Below are 20,106 nucleotides of genomic sequence, written 5' to 3' on the forward strand. Positions count from 1 at the left end.
GTCACGGTCGCTCCGTGATCGGCGCCCGCCACAACCCGACGATCGCGTCGATCAGACCGGAGGCGACCGAGCTCCACGTCGTCCGCGGCATGTCGGCACCCTCGGCGAAGGCGCGCTCGAAGTCGGCGCAGGTGTGCATCATCAGGTTGCGCACCATGATGTTTCGCTCGGTGACGACGGGCATCGGCAGGTCGGGCAGGCAGCGTGTGATGCCGTCGACGACCTGCAGCAGAGACGGTGAGGCCAGCGCATCCTTGACCACGATCTTCTGGTAGGCCGGATCGGCCAGGGCCTGCGCGGCGAACCGCGCGTACCACGTCGGATTTCCCAGCTGGTCCAGGTGATCGGTGAGCGAGCACACCATGCATGCGATCCAGTCGCGTAGCTCGGTCGAGTCACCCTTCGCCGCCACCATGCGTGCAAGAAGGCGCTCGATCGAGACTCGGTGCTTCTGCTCGATCGCCCGGACCAGATCGGCTTTGGTGCCGAAGTGGTAGCCGACCGCGGCGTTGTTGCCTTGGTCGGCGGCCTCGCTGACTTGCCGGTTCGACACCGCGTAGACACCGTGTTCGGCGAACAGGCGCTCGGCTGCGGCCAGGATCGCTTCCCGCGTGATGCTCGCGCGCTCGGTGCGCACACTTCTGGCGGTGGTCACCTGATCAGTCAACCGCCGCCCCGCGGTTAAGTCAAGCACTTGATTTAAAGTAGTCACGGCTTCGGCTTGCGCACGATCACCTTGCCGGCGCTGGTGCCCCCGTCGATCGGTAACACCGTGCCCGTGACGTACTTCGACCGGTCGCTGGCGAGGTACAGCGCGGCCTCGGCGACGTCATCGACGGTTCCCTCGCGCTTCAGGGGCCGGTCGTTGCGCATCTGTTCGCGGATCTTCGCCTCGAACTGTTCGAGGCGTTGCAGGTCCTCACCGGTCGCCGACTTGCGCACGATCGCGGTCCGGATGTTGCCAGGCGCGAGCGCGTTGACGCGAATCTCGTGGTGCGCCAGATCGATTGCCGCCGATTTGGTGAACTGGATGACGGCCGCCTTGGATGCGCGGTACGTCATCACCCCGCCCCCGGCCTGAATGCCGCCGATCGACGTGAAGTTGATGATCGACCCGCCGCCGTGTTCGGCCATGTGCCGCGCCGCGTCGCGCGTTCCGGCCATCACGGCGAGCACATTGATCGCCATCACCCGGTGGAAATCGGCCAGATCGTCGTCGAGGAACTTTCCGAACATCTTTCCGGAGACGCCCGCGTTGTTGACCATCACGTGCAGCCCGCCGAACTCCTCGACAGCAGTCGCGACCAGCCTGCTGACCTGCTCGACCTCGGCCACGTCGGTCTCGACGAAGCGGATGGCGTCGCCGAGGTCGGCGACGAGTCGAGCGCCGCCGTCGCGATCGATGTCCCCGACGACCACGTTCGCTCCCTCGGCGCAGAACCGGCGGACCAGCCCTTCGCCCAGTCCGGAAGCCCCGCCGGTGACAACCGCAATCCTGCCCTCGAGTTCGCCGGTCATGTCGCCGCCCCTTCGTGTATCCCGGCGAAGAAGCCGAGCAGTAGTTCGTTGACCGCATCCGGTTGCTCGATCTGCGGACAGTGTCCGGCCGCCTCGATCACGGCCGAGCGGCCGCCGCCGATCTGGTCTGCTATCTCGGCGGCCCATCCCGTCGGCAGCAACTTGTCGTCGCCGCCTTCGACCACAAGTGTCGGCACGCCGATCCGCTCGTATGCGCGGTTGCTCGACGGCAGCGCCGGCGCGTCCAGCCCGGGCCGTCGAAACCTGGCGGCCGCCAATGCCTCCCACGCTCCCGGGGCGATGCTGGCGTCGTAACGGCGCTGCACGTAAGCCTCGTCGGCGGGATAGGAGGCGTCGTAGAAAAGGGCCTCGACGATCCGGCGCATCCCGGCGAGCGTCGCGTCGTAGTCGTAGAGGGCCGCGGAGTGCTCGTTGCGCTGGATCTCGCCGCCGCCGCAGATCGTCACCAGGCTGCGCGCCGGCAGCACCGGCGCGTCCGACGTGGCGTCGACGAACATGTTCACCGCGCCCATCGAGTTGCCCACGAAATGCGCCGCCTCGACACCGACGACCTCGCAGAACCGTGCGATATGCCGGATCCGCATGCCGCGGCCGTCGTTGAAGTCGATGACTTTCGCCGATTCACCGAAACCGAGCATGTCGAGCGCGAGCACGCGGTAGTGCGCGGCGAGAGCCGAGATGTTGCGTTCCCAACCGAGTTCCGCGCAGGCGCCGAACTCTCCGCCGTGCAGCAGTACCACCGGATCGCCCTGTCCCGCTTCGAGGTATCCGGTGACGAGCCCGTCGACGAAGACGGATTTGCGTTCGACCACGCTGCCGACTCCCCTGCTACTTGATGGCGATCGGGCTGACGGGTGCGCCGACCGCGCCGACGACTTTCAGCGGCGGCGCGATCAGCTGGAACTCGTAGACACCGTCGCCGGCGCAGTCCGCTGCGAGTTCGGTGAGGTTCCAGTACTCGCCGAACATCAGGCCCATGTCGCGCAGGCAGATCATGTGCATCGGCAGGAACGTGCCCTCGACTCCGTTGGCCGGGTCGGGATCTTCGACCATCAGGTTGTCGGCCGCGACCGCGGCGACGTCGTGGTCGTGCAGCCAGGACGCGCACGTCCAGTCCAGCCCGGAGCCGGGCTCGGCGCCGTCGCCCGTCGACAGGAACCTCGTCCACCAGCCCGTGTGTACGACGACGATGTCACCCGCGGTGATCGTGACACCCTGCGATTTGGCGATGTCGTCAAGTTCAGCTGGCGTGACCGGGTTTCCGGGCTCGAGGAAGACGTCGGCGCCGCGGTGGCCGACCACGTCGAGCAGCACGCCGCGCGAGGTGATGCCTTTGGCGTCGACCTTCTCGATGCCGCATCGGAAGGCGCCGAAGCTGGTCACCGAATCGGCGGCGAAACCGTTGTACAGCTTGTCCTCGTAGTAGACGTGCGACAGCGCATCCCACTGGGTGGCCGCCTGCAGCGGCATCACGATCATGTCGTCGTTGAAGCGGAACGGGTTGTCGACGAAGAACTCGCTGACCTGGTGTGCGACCGAGTTGCGCAGCCACTGCGGGCCGTACTGCGCCAAGGTGTTCGCGTCGCCGCCGTCCACCGTCATCACATGGGTGGGGTTGGGCCGGAACTGGAACGCCCCCTGCGGGCCGTTCGAGCCGAAGTCGCCCCCCAGCGAGATCACCTTGCCCTTTTTCACCAGGGCCGCCGCCTCGGCCACCTTGTCGGCCGTGATGAGGTTCAGGGTGCCCAGCTCGTCGTTGTCACCCCAGCGGCCCCAGTTACGCACGTCGTCGGCGACGCGCCGAAAGTCCTTCATGCTGGCCATTTCTCGCCCCTCATCGTGTCTGCACCAATTCGGCGAGGTCCGTCTCCCCCATTGCGCCGCCGTCCACCCAGATGACCTGCCCGGTCAAATAACTCGCGGCGGGGCTGTTGAGGAATGTCAACACAGAGGCCTGCTCTTCCGGTTCGGCGGCGCGGCCCAGCGGCGTGCGGAAGGAGTCGAGGAACTCTTGGCCGTAGGCATTGCGCAGCTGGTCGAGGATGGGAGTGTCGGTCACTCCCGGCGCGGTGCAGTTGATCCGGATTCCCTTGGCGCCCAGCGCGGCGACGTGCACCATGCCGTAGAGGACGATGGCTTCCTTGGACAGCCGGTATCCGCCGCCGTCGGCCAGCGCTTCGGGATTGCGCTCACACCAAGCGATTCCCTCGTCGACCGACGTCGTGTTCACCAGGCCCACGGTCACAGCTGCGTTTCGCCGGTAGGCGGAAGCGGCCAACGATGACACACTGGCGATCGCCGACCCGGGGGGCATCTTGGGGATCAGGGCTTCGGTGAACCGCCGCGTGCCGAGGAAGTTGATCGTCACCACACGCAGCGGATCACCGATCCCCGAGGACACTCCGGCGATGTTGAACAGGGCATCGACCCGGTCGCCGATATCCTCGACGGCCCGGTCGATCGACGCCGCGTCGGACAGGTCCATCCCGACGAACTCGCCGACTGCTTTCTCGGGCGGCTTGGCGTCGAGCCCGATCACCTCGGCGCCGAGTTCGGCGACCTGCCGGGCGACGTGGGCACCGATGCCCGAGGCGCATCCGGTCACGACCACCCGGCGCCCGTCATAGCGCCACAGTCCGTCAGTGCGGCCCATGGCTCATATCTTGCCGGTCCCTGTCACTGCGCACTTGTCGCATCGGCCTCCGGGTTGCGGCTCGTCCAGCCTTCTCCGGACTTGAGTTTCGCGGCCGCGGCCTCGATCCCGGCGTTCATCTCGTCCATCGCCAGCGAGACCTCGTTGGCGGTGTAGTTCTGGCGCCCGGTGGGCAGGCCGCCGAATGCGTAGCCCTCGTCGAAGACGGGTGCCTGTGACGCCGGCCGACGCGCCTCCACCTTCTCGATGATCGGCTCGAGGCGCTTGGCCTTCGCCGCCCGGGCCTTCTCATCGCGCTCGATGAACTCGGGCAGGACCTCCTTGCCCATCAACTCGATGGACTCCATCGTCTCTTCGTGTCGGCGAGGCGTCAGCAACAGGATCAGTTCGTCGACGCCACTCTCCTCGTAGCCGCGCAGGAACTTCCGCACGGTGTCGGGACTGCCGATCGGGCCGCGGTCCGGGCCGTACACGACGCTCGGATCCTTCTCGATCTCCTCGAGGTGCCGTTTCCACACCCCGGTCCGGCCCGGGGTGTGCATCCCGGTCATGTAGTAGTGCATGATGCCGAACGCGAAGAAACCGCCGCCCTTGCCGAGCCGTTCGATGGCCTGTTCGTCGGTGGGCGCCACCATCATCGACAGGTCGCCGCCGATGGCGAGGATGTTCGGGTTCATCTGCGGCGTGACGGGCGCGCCGTTCTCCTCGAACTCCTGGTAGTACCCGTTGACCCGCTCGGTGAGCGGCCCGGGACCCGTGTAGGCGAAGCTGAGGGCGCCGAGGCCTTTTTGGGCTGCCATCGCGACCGAGGCGGGTCGCGTGCACGCCACCCACACGGGCGGATGCGGCTTCTGCAGCGGCTTGGGCACGACGTTGCGAGGCGGCATCTCGATGTGCTGGCCGTTGAACCCGGTGAACGGTTCCTCGGTCATGCAGCGGATCGAAACCTCCAGTGCCTCTTCCCACATCGACCGCTTGTCGGCGGGGTCGACGCCGAAGCCGCCCAGCTCGCCGACCGACGACGACTCGCCGGTGCCGAACTCGACGCGACCGTTGGAGATGAGGTCGAGTGTCGCGACCCGCTCGGCGACCCGGGCGGGGTGGTTGACGACCGGCGGCAGGTGCATGATGCCGAAGCCGAGGCGGATGTTCTCGGTCCGCTGGCTGGCCGCGGACAGGAAGATCTCCGGCGCGGTGGAGTGGCAGTACTCCTCGAGGAAGTGGTGCTCGGTCAGCCACACCGTCGAGAACCCGGCCTTGTCGGCGAGTTCCACCTCGTCGAGGCCGTCCTGGAACAGCTTGTGCTCGTCGTCGTCACTCCAGGGCCGTGGCAGGGGGAACTCGTAGAACAGCGAGATCTTCATTTCGTAACCTTCCGATGTTTGTCGAGTGTGGAATCGGTACTGGCGTCGGCGCGGTCGCCGGTTTCGGACAGCTGCGCGGCGATGTGCTTGGCTGCGACATAGCCGAACGTCATGGCAGGCCCGATCGTCGCGCCGGCGCCCGCATAGCTGCGGCCCATCACCGCAGCCGACGTATTCCCCACGGCGTAAATACCTTTGACGATGTCGTCATCGGAGGTCAGCACCCGCGCGTGCTCGTCGGTGCGCAGACCGCCGGAGGTGCCGAGGTCGCCCAGGATGATCTGGAACGCGTAGTACGGCGCATTGCCCAGCGGGTGCAGGTTGGGGTTGGGCAGGGTCGGGTCACCGTAGTAGTTGTCGTAGGCGGAGTCGCCGCGGTTGAAATCGTCGTCGTGGCCGTTGCGTGCCAGTTCGTTGAAGCGCTCGGCGGTCTGGCGCAACTGTGCGGGCGGGACGCCGATCTTCTCCGCGAGTTCCTCGAAACTGTTTCCCTCGTGCACCACGCCTGACTCGAGCCACGCCGCGGGTACCTTCCTGCCGGTCGGCACGGGTGCGAACGGGATCTTCGGGATAGGAAGGTGCCCGGCGACCACGTAGCGGTGGAACGACCGCGTGTCGGTGACCAGCCAGCACGGGATGTGCGTCACGCCGGCGTTCTGGCCGTCGATCATCGCGTGGGCGAAATCCATGTAGGGCGCGGCCTCGTTGATGAACCGCCTGCCCGCACCGTTGACGACGAACTGCGACGGCATCATGCGCTCGTTGAGCATGAACTGCAACCGGCCGTCGGGCCAGCAGATCGCGGGAAACCACCAGGCCTCGTCGAGAAGATCGGTCGAGCCGCCCACTTTCTGCCCGGCGCGTATCGCATCACCCATGGACGCGGGATTGCCGAAGCTCCAGTCTTTTTCGAGTACCGGCAGATGCTCTCGGCGCCACTGCATGTCGTGGTCGAAACCGCCGGCGGCCAGGATGACCCCGTGGCGGGCCCCGATGCGTTGCTGGTGACCGTCGCGTTCGACCACCGCGCCGGTGACAGTCCCCTCCACGTCAGTGATCAGTTCGGTCATCGGGGAATTGAGCCATAGCGGGACGTCCTGTTGCTTGAGCGCCAGGCGCATCCGCGCCGCGAGCGACTGGCCGATGGCGGCCATCCGGTCACCGAACGCCCGCGCGCGGAACATCCGCCAGATCAGTTTGACCAGGACTGCTTTGCCCCGCCAGTTCTGGCGGACCTGGTAGAACAGCCGAAGGTCCTTGGGTGCGAACCAGATTCCCTTCGGCGCCAAAGCGAGCGGTTGCAGCAGGTGCTGCTCGTCGTCGCCGAGCTTGCGCAGGTCGATCGCAGGCACGTTGATCGTGCTGCCCTGCGCGGAGCCGCCCGGCACCTCTGGATAGTAGTCTGCGTAACCGGGCTTCCAGACGAATTCGAACCAGGGACTGAGCTTTTCGAGAAACTCCATCATCTCCGGTGCGGTGTCGACGTACTGGCGCAGCCGTGCTTCGCTGACCAGCCCACCGGTGATCTGGCGCAGGTATTCGACGACGCCGTCGGCATCCGGTACGTAGCCGGCCTTGCGCTGCGCCGGCGCGCCAGGCACCCAGATGCCGCCGCCGGACAGGGCGGTCGATCCGCCGAAATGCGCCGCCTTCTCGACCACGAGGGTGTCGAGGCCGAACGCGTCGGCGGCGAGCGCCGCGGTCATCCCGCCGCCGCCGGAGCCGACAACCAGCACATCGACCGTATGATCGAAGTCAGACATCCAGTACCGCCGTCCTGATCGCGAAGCCGGCGATCAACTCCGGTGCGGCCCGATAGAACCGCTGCTCGGTCCGATATCGTCCGTGCGCGGCGAGAGCGGCGAAAGCCGCTATCCACGTGCGGACTTCGTGGCCGGAATGGCCGGCTTCGCGCTCAATCCAGTCGTTCGACCAGCCGTCCACCTCGGGCAGCCGGTTGCCGTCGAGCAACTCGAGGAACGCTGCGTCCCAGTCGGGGTTGAGCGGCTGCAACGGGCTCTCGCCGTGCGCGAAGGCCTTGGCGGCGTCCATCACCGCCAGCTGGCGGGCCTGCCGTTGTTCGGTTGTCATCGGTATGCCGTGCACGATCCGCTCGAGCGCCGCCGTCGGTGCGGTCGCCAGGGTTGGCACCGGCGGATCATGGGACAGACCACCGGAGCCGACGACGAGCACCCGCTTGCCGAGCGTCGCGAGGAAGGTGCCGAGTGCGGCGCCGAGCGCGCGCACCCGGCGTACCGGTCCGAGTGGGGTGGCGACCGAGTTGATGAAGACGGGGATCACCGGTCGCGCGGTCGCGTCGCCGAACAGGTTCTCCAGTGGCTGGACGGTCCCATGGTCGACGTCCATGCTGGCCGAGATCGCCACATCGATTCCCGACTCGAGAACCGCTCGGGCACAGTCGGTCGCGACGTCTGCGGGGACGGTCAACGGCCCGGCGTGGGTGCCGTAGTCCCCGACGCCCTGCGCGGCGGTCCCGATGCAGAACGGTGGCATCGTCCGGTAGAAGAACCCGTTGTAATGGTCCGGGGAGAAGATGACGACGAGCTCCGGGTCGTAATCGGTGACGAAGCGGCGGGCATCGGCAAGCGCGGCCCCGATGTCGTCAAGAAGTTCCGGTGACGGTCCCGGAAGGTTCAGTAGTGGGCTGTGCGACATGCAGCACAGGGCCAGTGTGCCCATGAGAACCGGAGCCTCCTTCCCGGGTGAGACAAAGGACGTCGAAGAGCGACTCGCTGACTTCCGCGGCGCGCTGGGCGATGCAGGCACCCGCGATGCAGCGGTCGGGACGCAAGAACAGCACCGAGTCGGTGTAGACGTCGAACCACGACTTCAACGCGCCGGTCCGGTCCCCGACAACCACCACATCGTCGTCGTCGTGACCGGGCCAATGCAGCTGGGTCATCGGCCGCGCCTCGATGAACTCCGCACCCAGCGCCTTCCATCGGCCGAACGCCTTGTCGCCGAGGATCGCCCGCAGATTGTTGCTCCAGCACAAGACGGCGAAGCCCGGGCCGAGCACCTCGTCGAGCAACACGTTCTGCTGCGCACGGGTGTCGACCCGAGGCTGGATGAACAACGTGCCGGCGGGGGAATCATCTGCGCCGGTGTGAAACACCGCGCCCTGTTGGTAACGCGGCATCGGTTTGAACCGCATCTCGAGCACGTAGCGCTTGAGCGACGGCACCACCGAGGCGGCGTGGATCACCCTGTCGCGCACCGCGGCCACTCGACGGTTGGTCGGCGAGATCACGCGGCCCACCATGGTCGACAGGTCGATCATGGCGCGCGCATGCTTGCGGCGCTCGACGTCGTACGTGTCCAGGAGGGCGTCATCGGCCTGCCCGGTGACCACCGCGGCGAGTTTCCAGCCGAGGTTGGCCGCATCGCGGATGCCGCTGTTGTAACCCTGGCCCTGCCACACCGGCATCAGATGGGCGGCGTCACCGGCCAGCATCAGGCGGCCTTTGCGGAACGAACCGGCGATACGCGAGTGGTGCGTGTACACCCGGTGGCGGATCATGTCCACCCGCTCCGGATGCGGAACGCGTTGCGCCAGCATCCTTCTGACGAACTCGGGATCGTCGGCCTGTGCGTCGGTCTCGTGTGGGTGGATGAGGAACTCGAAACGGCGGATACCGTGCGCGATGGAGATGGACACATAGGGCCGCGCCGGATCCGCGCCGACTTCGCTGTTCGGATGGCCGAGCGGGTCGTTCGCGACGTCGACGACCAGCCAACGCGTCGATGAGGTGGTGCCGTCGAAGGAGACACCCATCAGGCGGCGTGTCACGCTGCGGCCGCCGTCGCAACCGACCACGTACCGGGCTGTCACCGGCGCCTTGCTGCCGGCGAACTGAACCGTCACCGCGTCGTCGGTTTCGACGCAGGACTCCACCCGCCACCCGAACCGGACCTCGACATGATCGAAACGCGCCAGGCCGCCGAACAATTCGGCGTCGACCATCGGTTGTACGAACCCGTTGCGTTTCGGCCAGCCGAACCGGGCGTCGGGTGGGGCCATCTCGGCCAGCAGGCGCCGCTTGGCATCGAAGAACCGCAAAATCTGGTTGGGCACAGTGTGCGGCAACACCCGGTCGACCAGGCCGATCGACTGAAACGTCCGCAACGCTTCGTCGTCGAGACCGACGCCTCGTGGGTAGTCGATGAGCGTGTCGCGTTCCTCGACGACCAGTGTCCGGACACCGTGTAAGCCAAGGATGTTGGCCAGCGTGAGACCGGACGGGCCCGCGCCGACGATCACCACATCCGCGTGTGTGCTCATCGACGTCCCGAGAGGAAGTCCAGGTGCAGCCGATTGAACGCCTTGGGGTCCTCGTACTGCGGCCAGTGCCCGCAGCCGGGCATCACCTCGAAACGGGCGCCGGGGATCATCGAGGCGATGCGTCGGCCCTCGGCGACGTCGGCCGTCGGGTCGTCGCTGGTCCAGACCACCAGAGTCGGTGCGGTGATGGATCCGTACTCGGCCGGCCCGAGCAGATTGCGCGCCCTGATCTGCGGGTCCTGCAGCGCCATGATGTCGCGCATCGCGTTGACGAAGCCCGGTTGGCGATAGACGCGCTGCCGGCTGGCGACGATGTCGTCGTAATCCCTTGACTTGTCGGCCATCAGCCACTTGATGCGCGCCTGGACGGTCTCCCAGGTCGGGTCCCCTGCTGCGGCCATGGACAAGGTGATGATCCGCTTCATCACCTCGGGGTCGGCCTGCGAGCCGCCGGCGGTGTTGAGCACCAACCGGTCCACGCGGTCGGGGTGATCGACCGCGGTCCGCGCGGCGACCCATCCGCCGAGCGACTCGCCGCTGATGTGGGCGCGGGCAGCACCGATGGCGTCGAGGAAGTCGATGAGGTGATCGACGTAGTGGCGAACTTCGAGCGGGTGGCCGGGTTTGTCGGTGTAACCGTGGCCCAGCATGTCGATCGACCAGACCGAGAAGTGTTCGGCATGCGCTTCGAGGTTGCGGACGTAGGCCTCGGCGTGGCCGCCCGAGCCGTGCAGGAAGACCAGTGCCGGTTGCGCGGAGTCCCCGGCGTGCAGGTAGCGGGTGCGTACCCCGCCGGCGTCGAGGTAACCCTGCGAGAACGCGACGCCCTGCAGATCGCTCCAGACACTCTCGAACTCCGCCGCCGGGGGACGGGCGTCGGGCGCTGCGGACGCAAGGAGCGAATCTGGCTCAGTCACGCCTGCCCTCTCTTGACTTCGAGAATCAAATTCTCGTAGTTTGTAAGCGCTCTGCTCATTTATCGCACACCTACGTGCACTATAGTCAGAGCATCACTCTCCCGGCTGGCCGATGTCAAGGGAAGTGAAGGAAGGGGGCGCCGTGTCGTCTCAGAGTCGGACCCGGCAACCAGCGGAGTCGGGCAGCGTCGTACCGAACGGTGCGCCCGGCTCTCAGACGCTGGCCCGTGGCCTGGCCGCGCTGCAACTGGTCGCCCGCTCTCGCACGGGGCTGACCGCCCAGCAGGTCGCGGACGACATCGGCGTACACCGGACGATCGCCTACCGGTTGTTGTCGACGCTGTCCCAGTTCCGGTTGGTGGCCAAGGGCGAGGACGGCCGCTACCGCTCCGCCGCGGCGCTGGCGGTGCTCGGGGCGTCGTTCGACAACAACGTGCGGCAGTTGAGCTTGGCCACCCTCCGCGGTCTGGCCGACGAACTCGCAAGCACGGTCTCACTTCTCGTCGCCGAGGGCGACCAACAGGTCGCGATCGCGGTCATCGTGCCGACCAACGTGTTCTACCAACTGTCGTTCCACGAAGGCAGCCGCTACCCGTTGGACCGAGGTGCCGCGGGGATAGCGCTGCTGGCGAGCATGCCGCCGCGACCCGGCGAGCGGGACCTGGTTCCACTCACCCGGGAGCAGGGCTGGGTCATCACCCACGGTGAGGTCGAGCCCAACACCTACGGCCTCGCGGTGCCCGTGCGTCGGCAGCCACCGGCGCCGCCTACCTGTATCAACCTCATCTCGCATCGCGAGGACGTCGTCGTGAACGGCCGCGACGCAGTCATCAAGGCCGCCAACGAGTTGTCCGCGATCCTCAGCTGAGGGTCGGCGAGCCCGAAGGGAGCAGCACGTGACCGATTGGGACCATGACGTCGATGTGGTCGTACTCGGCAGCGGTGGCGCCGGCCTGACGTGCGCGCTCACCGCGGCCGCCAACGGCGCTTCGGTGGAGATCTACGAGAAGGCCCCTACGGTGGGCGGCACGACGGCGGTGTCCGGCGGCATCATCTGGATACCCGCGCACGACCGGGCGGCAGACGGCGAACTGAGCGTCGAGGACGCGATGGCCTACCTGCGTGCCCAGTCGCTGGGCTACATGGACGACGCGCTCGTCGACGCCTTCGTGCGGACCGGACCGGAGATGCTCGATTTCGTTGAGGCGCACAGCGATCTGCGGTTCGAGGTGGCAGAAGGATTCCCCGACTACAAACCTGAACTTCCCGGTGGACGGCCGACCGGTGGGCGCTCACTCAACGCCAAGCCGTTCGACCTCGGCAGGCTCGGTGAATGGCGCGACCAAATCACGTCGTTCCCCGCGGACTTCAGCAATGTCGGCATCGACGCCGAGACCCGTGCCCGCATCCACGCTTCGGTGGACGACGAATCCGGCGACTACTGCGTCGCCGGCGCTGCCCTGATAGCCGGGCTCCTCAAAGGCCTGTTGGACATCGGTGTCACGCCGCGCACGAATGCGCGTGCCGTCGAACTTCTCGCCGATCCACTGGGTATCACCGGAGTGCGAATCTCCCAGGGCGGCAACCAGTTCAAGGTTCGTGCCCGGCGCGGCGTCGTACTCGGTACCGGCGGCTTCGAATGGGACCGCAGACTGGTCGAGGCTTATCTCCGGGGTCCGATGCGCGGCCCGGTCTCCCCACCGAACAACACCGGCGACGGTCTTCGGATGGCCATGGCCCACGGCGCCGATCTCGCCAACATGGGCGAGGCCTGGTGGGTGCCGATCGTTCAGCTGCCCGGTGACACGTTCCAGGGTCAGCCACGCAGCCGTAGTGTGCGGCTGGAACGTACGCGGCCGCGCAGCATCATCGTGAACCGCTCAGGTGAACGCTTCCTCAACGAGGCGGGCGAGTACAACTCGATGGCTGGGCCGTTCCACTACCTCGACCCGCGGCACGGCTATGCGAACGACCCAGCGTGGATCGTGTTCGACTCGCTGCACCTGAAGAAGTACGGATTTCTCGGTGTCGAGCCGGACGGCCCCGCACCCGACTGGTTCTCGCCGTCCAAGGACCTCGCCGAACTGGGCGAGAAGACCGGGATCGACCCGGAGGGACTCGCCCGCACACTGGCGTCGTGGAACGACAGCGTCACCCGGGACGAAGATCCCGACTTCGGCCGCGGGTCGAGTGCCTACGACGGCTACTGGGGTGACGACAAGGCGCCCACGCCCGCCGCGCGGACACTCGGCCCCATCGACACGGCCCCGTACTACGCGGTCCCCGTGTCGATCGGCGCGATGGGCACCAAGGGCGGACCCCGCACCGACAGCGACGGCCGCGTGTTCCACGTCAACGGATCGACGATCCCCGGATTGTTCGCGGCAGGCAACGCCATGGCGGGTGCGACCGGCAAGGCGTATGGCGGTGCCGGTGGAACCTTGGGTCCGGCAATGGTGTTCGGATACCGCGCGGGTATGGCCGTATCGGCGGGCTCCTAGCCGGCTGCGGCCGAGCCGACGAAGTAGCTGCCCAACAGACAGGCGGCGATGAGCACCACCCAGCCATCGGTGAGGCGGCACAACCAAACCGGGGCATGGCGCACTTCCATGAACTCCCGGAAGATGATGCGCACTTTGATGAGCGCGATCGCGATCGCGCTCACGGTGACCACGGTGCTGGCCTTGAGCGTCCCGTTGTGGTCGACTGCCTCGTCCAGCCAGACGTAGACCAATGTCAACAACGTTAGGATCGACCAGACGACCAGCAGCCTTTTGTTCGGCGTCTTGCTCACGATCACCTCACGACGTAGAGCATCGAGAAGATCAGCACCCACAGGAAATCGACTGTGTGCCAATAGGTCGCCCCCGTTTCGACCAGCTGCTGAGATCGGCGGCCCGGGCCTCGCAGCTGATACACGACAACGCCGAGCACGACGAATCCGATCAGCACGTGGATGCAGTGCAGCGATGTCAAGAAGTAGAAGTGCGAGAAGAACTCGTCGCTGGTGAACGTGTTGCCCATCCGGACCTCCTTGGTCCATTCCAGGACCTTGGAGACGACGAACACCACACCCAAGCCGACGGTCACAAACGCATAGGTCAACGCCGACCGGTAGGCACGCTTGCGCGACGCTCGGACACACCGGGCGATCGACCATGAACTCGACAGCAGCACAATGGTGTTGACGACCCCGATCCGCATGTCCAGATCGGCTTGTGACTGTAAGAACAGGTTCTCGTTCTGCGTACGCAACACGAGGTAGACCGAGAAGTACCCGGTGAACAGCAGCGCTTCGAACAACACGAACAGCCACATGTCCGGCTGTCCTGGCACGGACCGCGTCGGCGTTTCGTCGAGTCGTCGGGCGAGGTCGGTCATCGAACCGCCTCCGGTAGCGGGCCGGTACCGAAGTCTTCTCGTTCGATCATCTTCCGCAGGAGCACTATGAATGCGGCGGTGTAGGTGACGAATACGACCATGTTGATCCACCAGGCGATCGCACCGTTCCACGCGAAAGCGCCGCGATGAAAGATCCATGCAGGCGCGACGACGACCTCGGTGAGCGCATTGCACAGTCCCAGATACGCGAACCACTTGGGGAACACGTTGTTCTTGTCGAGCAAGATCGCCACCAGCCACACCACGGAGCCGACCAAGAAGACACCCATGGTTCCGCTGAACGACAAGAACGCGAAATCGTAGAGCCAGTGGATCAATTGGGGATCGCGGTCAGGCCGGAGCGCCGCGACGGTCATTGCTATGGCCATCACGAGCATGCCGGGCAAGGCGCTGAGCGAATACATGATGAGGTACGAGTACGCAAAGATTCGACTGACCGACATTCGCCGCATCGAGTATGCGAGAAGGGCATTCATCGGCGCGCACATGCCCGAGATGAGGAACACGATGCCGAAGCCCGCGAGTATGCCGTGGTGTCGGTCGCCGAACCACGCCACCACCAGCGGCGTGTCCCAGTCCGGACTCGGTGGCGGCTGCACCCGGGTGACGAGAAAGAACAACACCCCGTACAGCTGGTAGAAGACGACCATCACCCACCACGCGAACCACAGCTCGCGCTTGGGATGGTGACGGATGTTCCACACGAGGCGGCCGAGCCGTGAGTTTTCAGGAGCTGCGGGCTCGGTCACCGATTCAGCTGTAGCCGAGCTCATGCGGTGACGGCGGTTTCGGCTCGCTGCCGCCGGATGTTCTGGCAGAGCACTGTTCCCATGACGACGATCCACCCCGCGATCGCGATGTTCTTGACCCAGAACGACAACGCCCCGTCCCAGGCGATCGGTCCCGTGAAAGCCAGCGCACCGAAGGCGGCGGGTGCCAGCGCGATGGCGATGAGCAGGTTGAAATGTGCCACCCACGGCCGAAAGACCGGTTGCTCCTGGTGATCCCAGTAGATCGCCAGCGCCAGCACCAGGCACTGGGCGATGAGATAGGGAACCAGCACCGTGAAGGTGACCCAGGCGAGGTCGTTGAGCAACTGGGTGAGTTCGGGAGCACGCTCGGGCCGGAAAGCACCCAGCAGCCAGAACATGTTCGCAATGAGGAAGAGCGTCGGTGGTCCACCGGCGCAGGCGATCAGGCAGTACGACAGGATGGGCGTGCGATGAGCCATCCGGCGTACCTGCATCGCCAACAGGACGACAGTCGGGATCAAGCCGACGCCGAACCAGTTGAACAGGATCATGCTGTAGCGGATCCGCGCGGTCTCGTCGCGGTAGAAGTTCGCCACCTCATCGGCGGACATGGTCGGCGACATCGGATGTACGAAGCCAGGAAACAGAAAGAAGGCGGACACCCAGATGATGCCGACCGCGGGGAGCGCCCACAACATGATCAGCTCGCCATCAGTTCGTCTCATCGTCGAACCCTCTTCACGCGTACGTTAGTTGCCGATCGGCTACTGCACGGTAGCCGATCGGCAACCAAGCGGTCAATGCTCGACTACTCTCGTGCCTGTGACGTCGACGCGAGAAGTGCCCCGGTTCAGCGCGATCACGCGCACTGCGGCCCAGACCCGGGTGCTGGACGCGGCATTGAGGCTCATCGCCGAACATGGGGTCAGCGGAACGTCGCTGCAGATGATCGCCGATGCCATGGGCGTGACGAAGGCGGCCGTCTACCGCCAGTTCAAGACCAAAGAAGAGATCATCATCGCGATCACCGAACGGGAGATGAGCAGGCTGGAGGACGCGCTCGAGGCTGCCGAAGCCGAAGCCGACGGCCCCCGCGCACGTGAAGTGCTGCTCGACCGGATGATCGACCAGGCGGTCGATCGTCGCGGGGTCGTCACCGCGCTGCAGTTCGATCCCGTCATCATCCGTCTGCAAGCCGAGTACGAACCATTCCAACGGTTCATCGAACGCCTCTACGCGGCACTGCTCGGCACGGAAGCCGGTGTGGAGGCCCGTCTCCACGCCGCGATGCTGTCGAGCGCGATCAGCGTCGCCGTCATGCATCCGCTGGTCGCCGATGTCGACGGCGAGACACTTCGCGAGCATTTGAAGGACATGACGCGCCGGATGCTGGGCCTCGCCGATTGATGTCGACGATCTAGGGATCCGCGGGTCCAGCGAACAGCCGGCCGGCCGCGGTATAGGGATCACATCGACCGTCGGCTACCGACTGGGCGAGACGGTCGAGTTCTGCGTGACTACGCAGCAGCGTCTGCGCCAGCGACAAGATCTGCGAGCGGGCCCTGGCGGCCCGCCGTTCGGGGCTGTCGGCGCGGTGATGCGCTTCGATCGCCTCCACCAGATCGTCGAGGCCGTCGCCCTGCGCGGCAATGAGTTTCAATACCGGCACGTGGGTTTCAGCGCGCAGATCGCGGACCGTCCGGTCTGCACCGTCGCGGTCGGCCTTGTTCACCACCACGATGTCGGCAACCTCCAGCAGTCCAGCCTTGGCCGCCTGCACCGCGTCGCCGGCTCCGGGGTTGAGGATGACGACGGTGGGATCGGCGACGGCGGCGATCTCGATCTCGGACTGCCCGACGCCGACGGTCTCGAGCACGACGAGCCCGTAGGACAGCGCTGCGAGTACCCGGATCGCCGCGGGAACCGCCGCGGCCAGTCCACCGAGATGTCCGCGCGCCGCAACGGAGCGGATCATCACGTCGGGATCGTTGATGTGGGCGGCCATCCTGATCCGGTCACCCAGCAGCGCTCCGCCGCTGTAGGGCGACGACGGGTCGACCGCCAGCACCGCCACCCGCTCGCCGCGAGCGCGATACGCCCCGACCAGAGCGCCGACCGTCGTCGACTTCCCCGCGCCCGGCGGTCCCGTCACACCCACGATGCGGGGCGTGCTCACCTGGTCAAGCACATCGAGAACTTCGCTGCGCCTTGGACTTTCGACAAGGCTGAGCAGTCGACCGGCCGCGCGCGCCGAACCGCTGCGCGCCGCCTCGACGAGTTCTGCAATGCTGTCTGGACTGGCCATCGCTTCCGCAGTCTACGGAGCCGGAACCTCGATCACCGTGGCCGAGCCCATACCGCCGCCGGCGCACATCGCGGCCACACCGATTCCGCCGCCGCGCCTGCGCAGTTCGTGCACCAGCGTGACGATCATCCGTGCGCCGGTGGCGGCGACCGGATGGCCGAGCGAGCACCCGCTTCCGCTCACGTTCACCCGGGCCGGGTCGAGATCGAGAAGCTTGATCGTGGCCACGCACATCGAGGCGAATGCTTCGTTGATCTCGAAGACGTCGACATCGGCGAGCGAGAGCCGAGCCCGGTTGAGCGCCTTCGGAATTGCCTCGACCGGCGAGAGACCCGTCGAAGCCGGGTCGACACCGACCGAAGCCCACGACCGGATGGTCGCCAGCGCGGGCAGCCCCAGGCGCTCGCTGGCGATGCCGAGGATCGCCGCGCCGTCGTTTGCGCCGCAGGCGTTTCCGGCGGTGATAGAGAACCCCTCGATCTCGGGGTGTAGCGGCTTGAGCGACGCCAACTTCTCGATGCTGGTGTCGCGGCGTGGGTGTTCGTCGACCTCGAACAGCCCGTGCGGGGTCTCGATCGGCACGATCTCGTGCTTGAAGCGGCCCTCGTCGATCGCCTCGATCGCCTTGCGGTGCGACCCGAGCGCCCACTCGTCCATCTCTTCGCGCGAGACTCCCGCCTTGACGGCGGCGTTCCAGCCGACGGTGATTGACATGTCCATGTTGGGGGCGTCAAGGGTGTCCGGATGCGTGGGCGGGAACCAGTCGACGAGTTCGGCGTCTTTGTCGCTGCCGGCTCGGCGCTTGAAGCGCGGCGACGTCGACGCGGAGTTGACGCCACCGGCGAGGACGAGTTGGTCCATCCCGGCGCGGATGCTCGCCGCGGCCGCCTGCACCGCTGCCTGACCGGCGGCACAGTGCCGGTTGAGAGCCAGGCCGGGTACCGAGGTCAGGCCCGCGGTGATCGCTGCGTGGCGGGCGACGACACCACCGCCGTACAGCCCCTCACCGAGCACGACGTCGTCGACCGGATGCGAAGCCAGTTCACTCGCCGCCGCGGCCACCACATGCTCGGCCAGCTGATAGGCGTCGGTGTCGCGCAGCGTGCCCTTCATCGCGGTGCCGATGGGGGTGCGAAGGGCAGAAACGATCACGGCTTCAGGCATCAAGTGTCTCCGTCTCGACCGGTATGAGAATGCTATTCTCTCAGCTTGAGAGTGTCAGTTGCAAGAAGGGGAACCATATGCAAATCGCAGGTAGCTCGGCGATAGTGGTCGGCGGCGCCGGCGGCCTCGGCGAGGCGACGGTCCGGCGACTGCATGGCGCGGGAGCCAAGGTCGTCGTCGCCGACATGGCCGACGACAAGGGCAAGGCCCTCGAGAGCGAACTCGGCGTGCGCTATGTCCGCACCGACGCGACGTCCGAGGACTCGGTCAACGCGGCGATCGCCGAGGCCGCGTCGCTCGCTCCCCTGCGCATTTCGGTGGACACTCACGGTGGCCCGGCGAGCGGCGGGCGCCTCATCGGCAAGGACGGTTCGCCGCTGGATCTCGACGGGTTCAAGAAGACGATCGAGTTCTACCTGACTGCGGTGTTCAACGTGATGCGCCTTTCGGCCGCCGAGATCGCGAAGACCGAGCCGCTCGACGAGGGTGCCCGCGGCGTGATCATCAACACCGCCTCGATCGCCGGCATGGAGGGCCAGATCGGCCAACTCCCCTACTCCGCGGCGAAGGGTGGCGTACTCGGCATGACTCTCGTCGCCGCGCGCGATCTTTCGCCGCTCGGTATCCGGGTGGTCACCATTGCGCCCGGGACCATCAACACGCCGGCTTACGGCAAGGCTGCAGATCAACTCGAGCAGTACTGGGGTCCGCAGGTGCCGTTCCCCAAGCGGATGGGCCGCTCGACGGAATACGCGCAACTGGCGCAGAGCATCGTCGAGAACGACTACCTCAACGGAGAGATCATCCGCCTGGACGGGGCGCTGCGCTTCCCGCCGAAATGACCTTGCGATGACGTCGCGTTCGCTGGACGGCCGCGTCGCGTTCGTCGCGGGCGCCAGCCGTGGGATCGGTGCGACGGTCGCAGCAGCGCTGGCTTCTGAAGGCGCGGCGGTTGCCGTCGCCGCACGTTCCGACCGCGAGGGCAAGATCCCCGGCACGATTCATTCCGTCGCCGACGGCATCGTGTCCTCGGGTGGCCGTGCGTTGGCGGTCGGCTGTGACGTCACCAGCGAACAGTCCGTCGACAATGCGGTCGCTGCAACGGTTTCCGAGTTCGGCGGCATCGACATCCTCATCGCCAACGCGGGCGTGCTGTGGCTCGGCCCGATCGAGTCGACGCCGCTCAAGCGATGGCAACTCTGCCTCGACGTCAACCTGACCGGAGTGTTCCTGGTGACGAAGGCGGTGATCCCGCATGTCCGTGCCCGCGGCGGCGGCTCGCTGGTCGCGATCACCACAACGGGCGTCGAGATGGTCGACCACGGCGCCAACGCCTACTGGGTGTCCAAGGCGGCCGTCGAGCGGTTGTACCTGGGCCTGGCTTCCGATCTCGCGGCCGACAACATCGCGGTGAACTGCCTGAGCCCGTCGCGCGTCGTGCTCACCGAAGGTTGGCAGGCCGGCGGCGCAGGCATGCAGGTTCCGCCGGAGATGGTCGAACCAGCTGAGGCGATGGCCGTCGCCGCGGTGAAGCTGGCACGGCAGGACGCCAGCGGGGTGACGGGCACGGTGCAGCGTTCGGAGGCCCTCACCATCTAGCGCGAGCGTGCGTGTTTGCGCACGACACGCCGCGCGCCGCAGACTGTTTGTGCACGTTCGTGACAGGGTGACGGTGCTCAAACTGCCTTATTTAAGCGGCGTGTCGTG

At 66.4% G+C, this 20,106-nt stretch carries 21 protein-coding genes; 5 read left to right on the plus strand and 16 right to left on the minus strand.

The annotated features are described in order from the left end of the window. Position 1: 1 nt before the first annotated feature. Genes A5663_RS03160 through A5663_RS03205 form a run of 10 tightly spaced genes read right to left on the minus strand, consistent with a single transcriptional unit; the run spans position 2 to position 10,776 of the window. On the minus strand, positions 2-655 hold the full coding sequence (locus A5663_RS03160; protein WP_068143794.1) for a TetR/AcrR family transcriptional regulator: 654 nt from the start codon (positions 653-655) through the stop codon (positions 2-4). 53 nt (positions 656-708) lie between these two features. Next, the gene (locus A5663_RS03165) at positions 709-1,518 is read right to left on the minus strand and encodes an SDR family NAD(P)-dependent oxidoreductase (protein WP_068143796.1); all 810 of its coding nucleotides are present in this window, start codon (positions 1,516-1,518) and stop codon (positions 709-711) included. Further along, a complete protein-coding gene (locus A5663_RS03170) occupies positions 1,515-2,351 on the minus strand; it encodes an alpha/beta fold hydrolase (RefSeq protein WP_068143798.1) in 837 nt (278 codons plus the stop codon). Before A5663_RS03170 ends, A5663_RS03165 begins: the two co-directional genes overlap by 4 nt. Positions 2,352-2,367: 16 nt before the next feature. Then, entirely contained in the window at positions 2,368-3,363 is a 996-nt protein-coding gene (locus A5663_RS03175; protein WP_068143800.1) for a cyclase family protein, read from the minus strand. Positions 3,364-3,373: 10 nt separating this feature from the next. Beyond that, entirely contained in the window at positions 3,374-4,192 is an 819-nt protein-coding gene (locus tag A5663_RS03180; protein ID WP_068143803.1) for a coniferyl-alcohol dehydrogenase, read from the minus strand. Positions 4,193-4,215: 23 nt separating this feature from the next. After that, positions 4,216-5,556 (minus strand): LLM class flavin-dependent oxidoreductase, encoded by a 1,341-nt coding sequence (locus A5663_RS03185; protein ID WP_068143804.1) that lies wholly within the window; start codon positions 5,554-5,556, stop codon positions 4,216-4,218. Next, positions 5,553-7,319: an FAD-binding protein gene (locus tag A5663_RS03190; protein WP_068143806.1), complete on the minus strand. Its 1,767-nt coding sequence runs from the start codon at positions 7,317-7,319 to the stop codon at positions 5,553-5,555. Before A5663_RS03190 ends, A5663_RS03185 begins: the two co-directional genes overlap by 4 nt. After that, the gene (locus tag A5663_RS03195) at positions 7,312-8,232 is read right to left on the minus strand and encodes a 3-carboxyethylcatechol 2,3-dioxygenase (RefSeq protein WP_068143808.1); all 921 of its coding nucleotides are present in this window, start codon (positions 8,230-8,232) and stop codon (positions 7,312-7,314) included. Before A5663_RS03195 ends, A5663_RS03190 begins: the two co-directional genes overlap by 8 nt. Then, a complete protein-coding gene (locus A5663_RS03200) occupies positions 8,180-9,859 on the minus strand; it encodes a bifunctional 3-(3-hydroxy-phenyl)propionate/3-hydroxycinnamic acid hydroxylase (RefSeq protein ID WP_068143810.1) in 1,680 nt (559 codons plus the stop codon). Before A5663_RS03200 ends, A5663_RS03195 begins: the two co-directional genes overlap by 53 nt. Next, a complete protein-coding gene (locus tag A5663_RS03205; RefSeq protein WP_068143812.1) occupies positions 9,856-10,776 on the minus strand; it encodes an alpha/beta fold hydrolase in 921 nt (306 codons plus the stop codon). The genes A5663_RS03200 and A5663_RS03205 overlap by 4 nt, the downstream gene beginning before the upstream one ends. 142 nt (positions 10,777-10,918) lie before the next feature. On the opposite strand from A5663_RS03205, the gene A5663_RS03210 reads away from it, so the two are divergent. Both A5663_RS03210 and A5663_RS03215 read left to right on the plus strand, forming a co-directional pair. After that, complete coding sequence (locus A5663_RS03210; protein ID WP_156744313.1) at positions 10,919-11,644, plus strand: helix-turn-helix domain-containing protein; 726 nt, start codon at positions 10,919-10,921, stop codon at positions 11,642-11,644. Between the two features lie 28 nt (positions 11,645-11,672). Then, entirely contained in the window at positions 11,673-13,277 is a 1,605-nt protein-coding gene (locus A5663_RS03215) for an FAD-dependent oxidoreductase (protein WP_068143815.1), read from the plus strand. On the opposite strand, the gene A5663_RS03220 is transcribed toward A5663_RS03215, so the two are convergent. From A5663_RS03220 to A5663_RS03235, 4 genes are read right to left on the minus strand one after another with little or no spacing between them, the layout of a single operon-like run. Further along, positions 13,274-13,570 carry a cytochrome C oxidase subunit IV family protein gene (locus tag A5663_RS03220; RefSeq protein ID WP_068143839.1) on the minus strand — a complete coding sequence of 99 codons (297 nt, stop codon included), beginning with the start codon at positions 13,568-13,570 and terminating at the stop codon, positions 13,274-13,276. The two genes, A5663_RS03215 and A5663_RS03220, sit on opposite strands and share 4 nt — an antisense overlap. A gap of 2 nt (positions 13,571-13,572) precedes the next feature. Next, positions 13,573-14,157: a cytochrome c oxidase subunit 3 gene (locus tag A5663_RS03225; protein WP_068143817.1), complete on the minus strand. Its 585-nt coding sequence runs from the start codon at positions 14,155-14,157 to the stop codon at positions 13,573-13,575. Further along, the gene (locus tag A5663_RS03230; protein ID WP_068143819.1) at positions 14,154-14,951 is read right to left on the minus strand and encodes a hypothetical protein; all 798 of its coding nucleotides are present in this window, start codon (positions 14,949-14,951) and stop codon (positions 14,154-14,156) included. Before A5663_RS03230 ends, A5663_RS03225 begins: the two co-directional genes overlap by 4 nt. After that, positions 14,948-15,655 (minus strand): hypothetical protein, encoded by a 708-nt coding sequence (locus tag A5663_RS03235; protein ID WP_068143822.1) that lies wholly within the window; start codon positions 15,653-15,655, stop codon positions 14,948-14,950. Before A5663_RS03235 ends, A5663_RS03230 begins: the two co-directional genes overlap by 4 nt. Positions 15,656-15,746: 91 nt before the next feature. On the opposite strand from A5663_RS03235, the gene A5663_RS03240 reads away from it, so the two are divergent. Beyond that, on the plus strand, positions 15,747-16,337 hold the full coding sequence (locus tag A5663_RS03240; RefSeq protein ID WP_197503274.1) for a TetR/AcrR family transcriptional regulator: 591 nt from the start codon (positions 15,747-15,749) through the stop codon (positions 16,335-16,337). A gap of 10 nt (positions 16,338-16,347) precedes the next feature. On the opposite strand, the gene A5663_RS03245 is transcribed toward A5663_RS03240, so the two are convergent. Together A5663_RS03245 and A5663_RS03250 are read right to left on the minus strand one after the other, a co-directional pair. Beyond that, positions 16,348-17,235 (minus strand): ArgK/MeaB family GTPase, encoded by an 888-nt coding sequence (locus A5663_RS03245; RefSeq protein ID WP_068143826.1) that lies wholly within the window; start codon positions 17,233-17,235, stop codon positions 16,348-16,350. A 12-nt stretch (positions 17,236-17,247) separates the two neighbouring features. Next, entirely contained in the window at positions 17,248-18,399 is a 1,152-nt protein-coding gene (locus A5663_RS03250; protein ID WP_068143828.1) for a thiolase family protein, read from the minus strand. A gap of 77 nt (positions 18,400-18,476) precedes the next feature. On the opposite strand from A5663_RS03250, the gene A5663_RS03255 reads away from it, so the two are divergent. Both A5663_RS03255 and A5663_RS03260 read left to right on the plus strand, forming a co-directional pair. Beyond that, positions 18,477-19,241 carry an SDR family NAD(P)-dependent oxidoreductase gene (locus A5663_RS03255; RefSeq protein WP_068143830.1) on the plus strand — a complete coding sequence of 255 codons (765 nt, stop codon included), beginning with the start codon at positions 18,477-18,479 and terminating at the stop codon, positions 19,239-19,241. Between the two features lie 7 nt (positions 19,242-19,248). Beyond that, entirely contained in the window at positions 19,249-19,998 is a 750-nt protein-coding gene (locus A5663_RS03260) for an SDR family NAD(P)-dependent oxidoreductase (protein WP_068143833.1), read from the plus strand. The last annotated feature ends 108 nt before the right edge of the window (positions 19,999-20,106 follow it).

The sequence above is a fragment of the Mycobacterium sp. E740 genome (assembly GCF_001672895.1).
Lineage (GTDB): Bacteria > Actinomycetota > Actinomycetes > Mycobacteriales > Mycobacteriaceae > Mycobacterium.

Bases quoted from the DNA above. Each gene is read 5' to 3' on its own strand.
- A5663_RS03185 (WP_068143804.1), bottom strand. From the start codon at position 5,556: ATGAAGATCTCGCTGTTCTACGAGTTCCCCCTGCCACGGCCCTGGAGT.
- A5663_RS03255 (WP_068143830.1), top strand. From the start codon at position 18,477: ATGCAAATCGCAGGTAGCTCGGCGATAGTGGTCGGCGGCGCCGGCGGC.
- A5663_RS03180 (WP_068143803.1), bottom strand. From the start codon at position 4,192: ATGGGCCGCACTGACGGACTGTGGCGCTATGACGGGCGCCGGGTGGTC.
- A5663_RS03250 (WP_068143828.1), bottom strand. From the start codon at position 18,399: ATGCCTGAAGCCGTGATCGTTTCTGCCCTTCGCACCCCCATCGGCACC.
- A5663_RS03230 (WP_068143819.1), bottom strand. From the start codon at position 14,951: ATGAGCTCGGCTACAGCTGAATCGGTGACCGAGCCCGCAGCTCCTGAA.
- A5663_RS03190 (WP_068143806.1), bottom strand. From the start codon at position 7,319: ATGTCTGACTTCGATCATACGGTCGATGTGCTGGTTGTCGGCTCCGGC.
- A5663_RS03175 (WP_068143800.1), bottom strand. From the start codon at position 3,363: ATGGCCAGCATGAAGGACTTTCGGCGCGTCGCCGACGACGTGCGTAAC.
- A5663_RS03235 (WP_068143822.1), bottom strand. From the start codon at position 15,655: ATGAGACGAACTGATGGCGAGCTGATCATGTTGTGGGCGCTCCCCGCG.
- A5663_RS03195 (WP_068143808.1), bottom strand. From the start codon at position 8,232: ATGTCGCACAGCCCACTACTGAACCTTCCGGGACCGTCACCGGAACTT.
- A5663_RS03260 (WP_068143833.1), top strand. From the start codon at position 19,249: ATGACGTCGCGTTCGCTGGACGGCCGCGTCGCGTTCGTCGCGGGCGCC.
- A5663_RS03200 (WP_068143810.1), bottom strand. From the start codon at position 9,859: ATGAGCACACACGCGGATGTGGTGATCGTCGGCGCGGGCCCGTCCGGT.
- A5663_RS03225 (WP_068143817.1), bottom strand. From the start codon at position 14,157: ATGACCGACCTCGCCCGACGACTCGACGAAACGCCGACGCGGTCCGTG.
- A5663_RS03245 (WP_068143826.1), bottom strand. From the start codon at position 17,235: ATGGCCAGTCCAGACAGCATTGCAGAACTCGTCGAGGCGGCGCGCAGC.
- A5663_RS03165 (WP_068143796.1), bottom strand. From the start codon at position 1,518: ATGACCGGCGAACTCGAGGGCAGGATTGCGGTTGTCACCGGCGGGGCT.